This is a genomic window from Candidatus Chlorohelix sp. (genome assembly GCF_037138995.1).
Taxonomy (GTDB): domain Bacteria; phylum Chloroflexota; class Chloroflexia; order Chloroheliales; family Chloroheliaceae; genus Chlorohelix.
Map to the genome: position 1 here is coordinate 1 of NZ_JBAXHI010000069.1, position 10,262 is coordinate 10,262.

7 protein-coding genes are annotated in these 10,262 nt (G+C 48.5%); 4 read left to right on the top strand and 3 right to left on the bottom strand.

From position 1 onward, the window contains the following. Nucleotides 1-974, bottom strand: a 974-nt coding sequence (locus WCK19_RS17545) for a c-type cytochrome (RefSeq protein WP_342398700.1), incomplete at its 3' end; no start/stop codon positions are given. Between the two features lie 245 nt (nt 975-1,219). On the opposite strand from WCK19_RS17545, the gene WCK19_RS17550 reads away from it, so the two are divergent. Next, the gene (locus WCK19_RS17550) at nt 1,220-2,614 is read left to right on the top strand and encodes an aminotransferase class III-fold pyridoxal phosphate-dependent enzyme (RefSeq protein WP_342398701.1); all 1,395 of its coding nucleotides are present in this window, start codon (nt 1,220-1,222) and stop codon (nt 2,612-2,614) included. A gap of 5 nt (nt 2,615-2,619) precedes the next feature. Then, on the top strand, nt 2,620-3,036 hold the full coding sequence (locus tag WCK19_RS17555) for a cytochrome c (RefSeq protein ID WP_342398702.1): 417 nt from the start codon (nt 2,620-2,622) through the stop codon (nt 3,034-3,036). Here WCK19_RS17555 and WCK19_RS17560 read toward each other — a convergent pair. Next, on the bottom strand, nt 3,033-4,592 hold the full coding sequence (locus tag WCK19_RS17560) for a hypothetical protein (RefSeq protein WP_342398703.1): 1,560 nt from the start codon (nt 4,590-4,592) through the stop codon (nt 3,033-3,035). The genes WCK19_RS17555 and WCK19_RS17560 overlap by 4 nt on opposite strands. Before the next feature lie 97 nt (nt 4,593-4,689). After that, the gene (locus tag WCK19_RS17565) at nt 4,690-6,693 is read right to left on the bottom strand and encodes a VWA domain-containing protein (RefSeq protein WP_342398704.1); all 2,004 of its coding nucleotides are present in this window, start codon (nt 6,691-6,693) and stop codon (nt 4,690-4,692) included. Between the two features lie 251 nt (nt 6,694-6,944). On the opposite strand from WCK19_RS17565, the gene WCK19_RS17570 reads away from it, so the two are divergent. Further along, a complete protein-coding gene (locus WCK19_RS17570) occupies nt 6,945-7,373 on the top strand; it encodes an MGMT family protein (protein ID WP_342398705.1) in 429 nt (142 codons plus the stop codon). A gap of 115 nt (nt 7,374-7,488) precedes the next feature. Beyond that, the gene (gene glgP, locus WCK19_RS17575) at nt 7,489-10,041 is read left to right on the top strand and encodes an alpha-glucan family phosphorylase (protein WP_342398706.1); all 2,553 of its coding nucleotides are present in this window, start codon (nt 7,489-7,491) and stop codon (nt 10,039-10,041) included. Nucleotides 10,042-10,262 lie beyond the last annotated feature (221 nt).

Here is a 10,262-nt window from a genome sequence, read left to right on the forward strand (position 1 = left end):
TTCAAGTTTACATTGATAGAGAGAACGAAAGCTACCAGATTGTTGAGGTCAGTGTCGGTAATGGTATCTGTATCAAATGGGGTCATCAAGTTTCTACCATTGCGAACGTTGCCGCGAATGTAAGCTGGGTCTAGCGCGTTGGTGCTAGTGGACAGGTTGGGGCATCCGGTGGGACCAACTGCTGTTCCCATGTTGGAATGGCAACCTTGGCAAGTGATTTTGAACATTTTGGAGCCAGCCACTGCATCACCTTTTTCCGCTGCCCTTGCTGCTGCAAAAGCGGCACCTGCGCCACTTCCGCCTGCTGCTGCTGCTACGGTAGTTGCGCCCGCTGGCGCTGCGGTAGTTGCGCCCGCTGGTGCTGCGGTAGTCGCGCTTGCTGGCACTGCGGTAGTCGCGCTTGCTGGCACTGCGGTAGTCGCGCTTACTATGGGTTTGACTCCACGTGGCTCTAACTGGATAGAACGCAGGTACACGGTTACTTGGTATAGCTCATCTGGGCTGATAACGTATGGATAAGGGTCATTATCATCTGCTAATTTTTCCTTAAAATAAGGCATACCTACTTGTTTCTGTGGTCCGTAAACGCCTAAGCGCACCTGCTTAATAATAAAGTTGGCATCACGGGCGTTAATGCTGCGGTCAAGGCGCGGTCCTTGCCCGGTTGCGGCAGTACCACCCACTGCATGGCAAACTTGGCATTTCAAACTGAAGACCTTTTTTCCAGCAACGGCGTAATTGCTGTAAACCACCGGGTCAATTTGGCTGTAGTTAGTAGAATCGGAGGCAACCAACTCTGCCCGAATCAATTTGTTATTGCCAAACGAATTGGGAAGTACGATGAGCAAAAGAACTACAACGCCAATGGCAATGCCAGTAAACCATACTCCAAGAACCGTTAGTTGTACCGACGCATCCCCTAACACAGAGGTAACATTGCGCGATTGTTTTAGCTTTAGCAGTCTAGTGGGCATAAGACCATCCTCTCTAGTGAGCCTATTACATGTTCAGGCTCCGCAGCGTTGCATGAGCAAAAATCCTGCGAGTGCCCTTATACTCGTTAGTATAAAAGTGTAATCTTTTTTGAGGGGAAAAAATATAGCATAGGCTACAAACGATTTTTTCCCACATCTCTTTGCCACCGCTGGTTTGCCAAGCTTGCCTGTGCTTTGTTACAATCGCGCATGTTGTTTAATTCGCAACGCAGGGAGATAAAAAAATGACTGCTGAAGTTACTAATAGCCTTGAAGAATTTTTGGCGCAAAATCCTACTTCGCTGGAATTGTACGAAGAAGCGAAGCAGGTTTTTCCAACCGGCTCAACGCATGCCAGCCGTTATTGGGAGAATGCGCCGGGTTTGTATTTTGAACGCGCTCAGGGGGCTTATAAATGGGATGTGGATGGGCATCGTTATATTGATTATTGGATGGGACACGGCTCGCTTATTTTTGGTCACGCTCATCCGGTAATTACTCAGGCGCTGGTGGAGCAAGTTTCTCGCGGTACGCATTTGGGCGGCAATCATCCCGGTGAGGTGCGGTGGGCGCAACTCATTTGCAAATTGATTCCTAGCGCGGAGCAGGTGCGTTTCTTCAGCAGCGGCACCGAAGCTACTATGATGGCGATGCGCCTTGCCCGTGCTGTTACCGGGCGCGAGAAAATTCTGAAGTTGGAAGGGCGTTTTCATGGCTGGAATGATTATAGCAGTATAAATCAAAGCAAGGTTGCGCCGGTAGGTATTCCACAGGTGGTAGCGGACAATATATTGGTGTTAAGCCCAGACCTGCAAGAGATTGAGAGAGCTTTTGAGGCGGATAACACTATAGCGGCTGTTATACTGGAAGCGGATGGCGCAAGTTATGGCGCAGCGCCAAATCCTCCCGGCTTTTTGGCGGGATTGCGCGAATTAACCCGGCGCGAAGGGGCGTTGTTAATCTACGATGAGATTGTGAGCGGTTTTCGTTACAGTCCGGGCGGTATTCAGGCAATCGAAGGGGTGTTGCCTGACCTAACCTGTCTTGCCAAGATATTGGCGGGTGGCTTAAACGGGGGCGCGGTGGTTGGTAGCCGTGCGATAATGGCGGCGTTCGACCCTGCTTCGGGCAGAAAATTCATTCGCCATCATGGCACTTTCAACGGCAATCCGCTTTCTGCGGCGGCGGGCGTGGCTGCCCTTTCGATGATTGCAGAGCCAGACGCGCAAACTACGCTTTATGATTATATTGGAAGATTGGCTGACCGACTCCGTAGCGGGTTACGCAATGCGATTCTTGAAGCGGGTTTGAAGGGTAAGGCGACCTCATACGGGCGGGGGTCGGTTTTCCATATTTTGCTTGGCGCACCCTATGTAGCGGATTTGCCCGAAGACGGAAATTTGCTGTCGGTAGATTTTTTGCCCTATTTTAAGAAACCGGAAGTACAAGCGCGTCTTAAAGCCGGTCTTTTACCCCAAGTGGCGGAGTCGTTGCGGGTTGAACTGGATTTGCGGGGAGTGCAGTTAATGGGCGGTCACGGCGGGTTTGTCTCAAAGGCACACACCGAAGAAGATATTGACCGAACGGTTGAGGCTTTTTCGCAAGCGCTTTTCGCTCTCAAGAAGGCAGGGATGCTATAACCCTTATGTCCGATGAAGTGAAAGAAAATAAACCGAGGGGTGATGCGCAAAATGGCGTTTCACCCGTATTTTTTGGGCTGGTGTTGTTCGGTATATTATTAGTAGCGGTATCTTTTATGCTGTTTTTGACGCTTGGCGACACTAAAGAGACTGCTGCCCCTGCTAGTCTTGCCCCGATTGCTTTACAGGGCAAGGAGCTTTTCATGCAGCAAGGGAAATGTGGCGCTTGCCATGCGGCAGAAGGGCGCAAGGCAGGAATCGGTCCGCGCCTTAGCATGCTCAATTTAGGGGATGAGGCTACTCGCAAAATAATCCGAAACGGTAGGGGGGCAATGCCCGCCAATACTGAGTTAGGCGAGGATGATATTACAAAAATAATGGTGTATCTGAACGCGCTCAAATTGGCGGCAGCGGGAACTTAAACCGCTACTTTGCCGGATTTGTGGCTGGTTTCTTCTTCCAGCAAGATTTCGGCGATGGTGTCAGAGGCACGCCGTTGCCATTTGTAAAAAGTATCTTCGTCCACATCGCTGAGCCATTCTAGCACTTTTTCGACTTCTCCCGGTTCGCGGATACTGTTCTTGCGCCTTTCTTCAGCTATTCGGCGAGCTTCGGCAAAGGCGTTTTTCTTAGAAACTTCTCGAATATAGGGGAAATAGAGAGAGTTATAGTAGCGCCACGCTTCCGAAGTACCGAAAATAGCTCCGTCCGGGCGCAATCGTTCAATTAGTTCTGTCAAAAGGCTTTTGAGGGTTGCCGCGCGGTTGAGGCGATTATCATCTAAATTTTGTAGTTTGAGCCTTTTCTCCACGATGTTCAAGCTCAACAAGGGGCTTTTAACCAATTGGGGGGGACTTTTTAGGCTGGAGATGGCACGCCGCACCGCGTCTTTAAAGGCTTTCTGGCTAAAAAAGCTTTCTGCTTCCTGTATTTGCCCATGAATAGATACTAACGGCACGGTATTTTCTTCTAGCTGCTGAATTTCTGGCACAGGCGCGGGTTGAATGGCTAATTCTAAGGCATATTCTCGCGCTTCGGAGCGAGCTTCCTGCACCGCTTTACTAAAGAAGAACTTGTCCAAAATGTCCCGCAAGCGGTCGTATAAAGTATGGCTGGTGGTTATCAGCCCGGTCATAACCAATACCGAAATCGGCGAATTAAAGCCAACGATTCCCATTAGTCCGATATAGACAAAATTGAACAGAAGTATTGAAATGAAGCTGTAGGTAAAGTCACGCCCGATTTCTTTGCCTTCTACCAGCAAATCGTAATGGGTTATCGCGTAACCGAACAAGCCTAAGCCTATGAGTAGAAGGATATGGGCGGGTAGGTCGGGAAATTCGGTTAGGTAGAAGTTTACTTTAACGGAAAGATAGATGCTGCCTATGATAAAACAGAGTGACCCAATCGCTAACATTACTATTTTTGTGCGGCTTGCGCCGGAGGAAGGCTCTTTCCCGCTTCTCATTAGACCGTATAAGCGGGTTAAATTGATGAAAGCTCCGAACCCTGCCAGCGCGATATATATAATGAAAAACCAGTAAAAAGGACCCGCTTTGACATACAAATGTTCCGGGCGGTCATAAAATTTCCCATCATAATCGAGTAATAGGTTTGTGGAATAGCCGAGTAGGGTAATTAAAGCCGCAAGGGTGTATATAATAGTTACGATAGGCGGAAAGATGCTGGCAGGTCTGCCGCGTTGCCAGACTAGCAAGCTTGCGTGAAACCAGAAGGCAATGGGCAAAGTATTAGTCCACCAACCGAGGCGGTTTACTGCTACGCTTAGCTCATAGCCTGTCACAATGTTGACGGCTATGTTGTGAAAGAAATAAGCTGATTGGAGAAGTGAGCCTACTACGCTGATGGTTATTAGGGGGCTAAAGGTGGAAGCGCGAGAAAGTAAATATAAGCCAACCCAAAGGTAGGCGCTGAAGGAAACGGTTGCAACTATTGTTTGCAAATCGAATTGAGGCATAAGCTTTTCCTCCCTCAAATTCAAAGTTTACTGTTATTATTATACAATAAAAATGCCCCATTCCAAGTGCGGAAAGGGGCAATAATTTAAATTTGGTTTACCTGATATGTTTTTTCTTACTGCTTACGTAATCAACCAAAATGTACTCGCCTAAACTCTCCGGTGAGGTATAAAAGGCGCGACCCTTGTTGATTTTGGTCATCTGCTCAACAAAACGCTCCAGATATTTGCTTTTTTCTAGCATGAAGGTGTTAATAACAATTTGGTCACGGGTGCAGCGCGTAACTTCTTTTAAAGTTTGTTGGGTGGTGCGGCTGGTGGTCGGGTAGCTGAAGAAAACTTCTCCGTCTTCCTCGATGTGGGCGGTTGGCTCGCCATCGGTAATCATGATGATTTGTTTGTTGCCGGACTTATGCCTACCCAACAACTGCCGCGCCATCATAAAACCATGCTGCATATTAGTGCCATAAACATATTCGTTCCAAGTAATTTGGGTTAGGCTCTCCGGTTGGAGCATTCGCGCCCTGTCGCTGAATCCGATGATGTATAGGTTGTCTTTCGGAAACTGCGAACGTATTAGGGCATTGAGAGCCATTGCCACTTTTTTGGCAGCCGCCCAGCAGTTGCGGAGAATCATAGAACGGCTCATATCTAGCATCAACACGGTGGTAGAGGAAGTCATCAACTCGGTGCGGTACACCTCGAAATCTTCCGGGCGGATTCGTACCGGGGTGCCTTGCCCCTCCCGGAAAACTGCGTTCATTACCGTTTCTTCTAGGTCTAATAGGAAGGGGTCGCCGAATTCATATTTCTTGCCAATGTCGGTGCGCTCTCCTCCTGAGCCTACTAAGTTGGTTTTGTGCTTACCAAAGCTGTCTTTCTTCAACTGCGTGAAAATATCCTTGAGGGCTTTCTGCCCGATTTTTCGCATACCGCGCGGGGTAAGCTCTAGGTTGTTGCCATTTTTTGTAATATAACCTGCTTCTTCGAGGATGCGGGTTAATTCTTTGAGGCGTTCTAGGTTAGCGGCGGCTTCATCGCCCATCAGGTCTTGTATTTGTTGCTCATCGAGGCTGTTTAAATCTTTTCTGCCTTGCTGGATGTCTTTAAGTTCTTGTTCAAGCTGATCCATTTGTTGTAAGCGTTGCATCAAATCCATTGCTTCGCCCAAGCCCAATTGCTCATCGCCTTGAAAGGGATAACGCTGTTGCATGCCGCGCATCGGATACAACTGCTCAAGGTTTGCCGCCAACCGCGCCAACTCCATCTGCAATTTATCATCTTTGAACATTGCTTGCATCATACTTTCAAGCTGGCGGCGTTGTTCCGGCGACATGCTATTCAGCAAGGATTGCATTTGCGCCATTTGCTTTTGCATATGCTTGATGAGTTCATCTAGGCTAGTGATGCCGGGCGGGAAGAACTGCCCCCATTTTTGCATAAATTGTTGGAACTTGGGTTCTTTGCCTTGCGCTCGGTCTTGCAGCATTTGGTTTAAATCCTGCACCATTTCGCGCATTTGGTTCATATCTTCAGGCGTAATGTTCTCCATCGCCTGTTTCATGCCCTGAAAATAGCTGCCAAGAATCTGCTGTTGAATCATTTGCATCAGTTCTTGAAACTCTTGCCTTGCCTCCGCATCCATAAATTCGTAATCGGAGAGCTTGCGTAATTGACCGCCGGGGTCTTTTGGCATGTCACGGAGGAACTGCTGTTTCTTGGAGACTTGCTTTTCAAGCAATTGGCGCAAGGCTTTTTCCTCGCTATTGGCGGTTTCGTCCAAACGGCGTTGCAAGCCGGCTTGCTCTTTATTAATTATACTGTCGAGCTTTTCTTTGATGTCTTGCATCACGGAATCGAGGTCATAGCGGTTCATTTCCGCTTTTTTCATTGCACGCAGTTTTTCCATCATTTCTTGCAAACCGGGCATGCGCTCATTCGTAGTGCCGTTCATACCCCAACGATAAAGTTTTTGGAGGGCATTATTCAAATCACTGAAATTATCATCTATCAGTTCTTTGCTCAGTTCTTCCATAATTTCTTCGGCATCGAAAGGGAAGACCTGTTGCGTGCCATCCCAACGGGAATATCGGTACAACATATATATTTATTCCTGTCTGCCGCTTATCGGCGGTTACGAGGTTAGATTCATATTCTGATATACTTGTCTTCGGATAGGGAAATGATACATCCCTGATTAAATTAATGCAATATAAATGGCAATGGGAACGGGTTCGGAGGTTCGGGGTTCTGTGGGAGGCTGCTCTGTCAGCCGTTGGTGTCGAGGGCAATAGCCCTCTCCCACAGGATGCGCCCTCGTTGGTTGGATTAATTTTCTCGAAATAAATAAGGATGGAAAGCGTTTTCTCGCAACAAGTTTATAAAATTGTGAAAGCCATACCCAAAGGCAAAGTGATGACCTACGGACAGATTGCTTTGTTGTTAGGTGTGCCACGCGCCAGCCAGCAGGTGGGGTGGGTTTTGCATTGGATTCCCGAAGAATATCAAGCGCCTTGCCAGCGGGTGGTGAATCGTTTCGGAGGGTTAGCGGCAGGCTACGGTTGGGGTGGGCAGTTGGCACATCGCGCCGAGCTTTTGGCAGATGGCGTTGAGGTTCGCGAGGATTTCACGGTAGAGCTTGAAAAATACCAGTGGCACCCAACTGAGGCTGAGATTGCGTTACTTGAATTGCCTATCGAAGCCCTCGAACGGCTAAATCAAAAATTGGCGTTCAGTAAGGAGCGTCTGAATCCGGCGAAAAGGAAAAAATCTAAGAGTTAAAAACTCTTTTAGCAATAATGTCATTTTTAAGGTAAAATACATAATGAACAACGGGGTTCGTTCGTAGCTATTGTTTCATTCAATATGTAGTTAATCCAAGAAGGAGTTGTATTTAGTGAAAATCATCAGTCGCGTTTCGGTTTTCCCCGTAATGCCGCAACGTATCACGCGCCTCTACGAATTAGCTTTCAATCTTTGGTGGAGTTGGAATTATACAGCCCAAGAATTGTATCGTACCCTCGACCCTGACCTATGGGATGAATTAAATCACAACACGGTACGCTTTCTCAGCAATGTGGAACCCGCTAAGCTAGAGAAGGCTGCGACTGATGAGGAGTTTCTCAAGAAATACGATAGCGTTCTGGTAGCTTTCGATGCGTACATGAATCCGAAATCCACTTGGTACAAGGATACTTATCCCCAATATAAGGATAATGTTATCGCTTATTTCTCCGCAGAATTTGGTTTGCACGAAGCGTTGCCTATTTATAGCGGCGGTTTGGGCGTATTGGCGGGCGACCATTGCAAAGCTGCCAGCGATATTGGCTTGCCGCTGGTGGGTGTGGGCTTCCTTTATCCACAGGGCTATTTTATTCAGCGCATAAACTACGATGGGCGACAAGAAGCCTTCTACGAGAAAATACATTTCTCGGAAGTGCCGGCTACCGCGGCGGTTAACCAAAAGGGCGAGGAAGTTGTAATTTCGGTTGATTTGCCCGGACGCAAGGTTTATGCCAAAGTCTGGAAAATTCAGGTGGGTAGAATCCCTCTTTATTTGATGGATACGGACGTTGACCCCAACCTTCCCGGAGACCGCGACCTTACCGCTCGGCTTTATAGCGGCGACCACGAATTGCGGATTATGCAGGAAATCGTGTTGGGTATAGGTGGGGTACGCGCTTTGCGGGCGCTCGGTATTGCTGCCACTGTATATCATTCTAATGATAGCCACCCGGTATTTCAGGGCTTGGAGCGGGTGCGCGAATTGGTACAGGGGCAAGGGCTTAGCTTTGACCAAGCTAAAGAAGCGGCGGCTGCCTCCGGCGTGTTTACCACGCATACCCCTGTTGCAGCAGGCAACGATGTTTTCAATCATGACTTGATTGACCGCTATTTCGGTAGCTTCTGGCCCTATCTGGGAATTGACCGCGATGGTTTTATGAACCTTGCCCGTCATGACCAGCCGTGGGGCGCGGGTTATAGCATGACCGTTTTGGCTTTGCACCTTTCTAATCAGCATAACGGTGTGAGCGCGTTGCATGGTTCGGTGTCGCGCAATATGTGGCAATGGCTCTGGCCCGGTGTGGATGCGGACGAAGTGCCAATTGACCATGTTACTAACGGTATTCATACTCAGACTTGGCTTGCGCCTGAACTGGATGAGCTTTATACGCAATATCTGGGCGCGGATTGGAAAGAGCGGATTGATGATTCGGCGCTGTGGCAAGCGATAGATACAATTCCTGACCAAACGCTATGGGATATTCACTGTCGGGCGAAAAAGACCTTGATTGAGTTCCTTCGTAAAAGAGTTATCCAAATGCGGGTAGAGGTAGGTGAAGGCACTGGTTCGGTAGAGGATGCAGGACATCTTTTTGACGAGAACGCCTTTACGATTGGTTTTGCTCGCCGCTTTGCTACCTATAAACGCGCTACGCTTATATTCAGAGATGTGGCGCGAATCCAGAAGCTTTTGGGCGATAAGAAACGCCCGGTACAGATTGTTTTTGCCGGAAAAGCGCACCCTGCCGATGACCCCGGCAAGAGCTTTATCCAGCGCGTGCATCAGATTTCCCGGCAAGAGGGCTTTGAGGGTCGTATCGTGTTCCTTGAAAATTACGATATGAATATGGGTCGCTATTTGGTGCAAGGGGTTGATATGTGGCTAAATAACCCCATTCGCCCCAATGAAGCCAGCGGTACTAGCGGACAGAAAGCCGCCCTTAACGGCGTTCCCAACGCTTCTATTCTTGACGGTTGGTGGCCCGAAGCCTACAACGGTAAAAACGGTTGGGCTATCGGGGAAGAACGCACCTATCAGAGCCAAGATATACAGGATGAGGCGGATAGTCTCGCTTTATATAGCTTGCTGGAAAATGATATTGTGCCTACTTACTTCAATCGTGATGAGAAGGGCTTGCCGTTGGGCTGGATTAAGGTTATGAAGGAGTCGATAAAGACGGTTGCGCCTTACTTTAGCACTCGCCGTATGCTCAAGGATTACACTAACAAATTCTACATTTCTTCTATCAAGCAAACGTTGATGCTTTCGACTGAAAATTATACCGGTGCTAAAGCAATAAGCTCTTGGAAACGCGCAATTTACGATGGCTGGAATCGGGTGGCGATTTCTGCTAAAACTCCTGTCGAATCCAAGCTGGCTTTGGGGCAAGAGTTTAAAGTAACCGCGCAAACGTATCTAGGACAGCTAAAGCCTTCGGATGTGGTGGTAGAATTTTTGATGGCGCGTGATGAAGATGGTAAGCTGGTAAACCAAGAGATAATTACTATGGAGCTTGCCAACGGACCCGACCAGAACTCGCTCTATAATTATGCTGCCAACGTCAAAGTATCACAGGGTGGTAGTATTGTTATGGGAGTGCGGGTGTTGCCCACTCATCCCGCGCTTACTAGCAAGCACGAACTCGGTTTGGTACGCTGGGCTTAAAGCCTCGAATCTCCAAACCCGTAGGGGCGCATCTTGTCGCAACACGGAGGTTGCTCCTACAGAACGAGGGCGCATCGGAATGCGCCCACCTGTCCCCCGAACGGGGGATACGAACCCGAACCATCTCACCAACCATCAAGAGAATTAACCCGTAGGGGCGGTTCGGGAACCGCCCCATAGGCATCAAGCTAAGAAGCAACAAGGGAGGGGTCTAAACAATA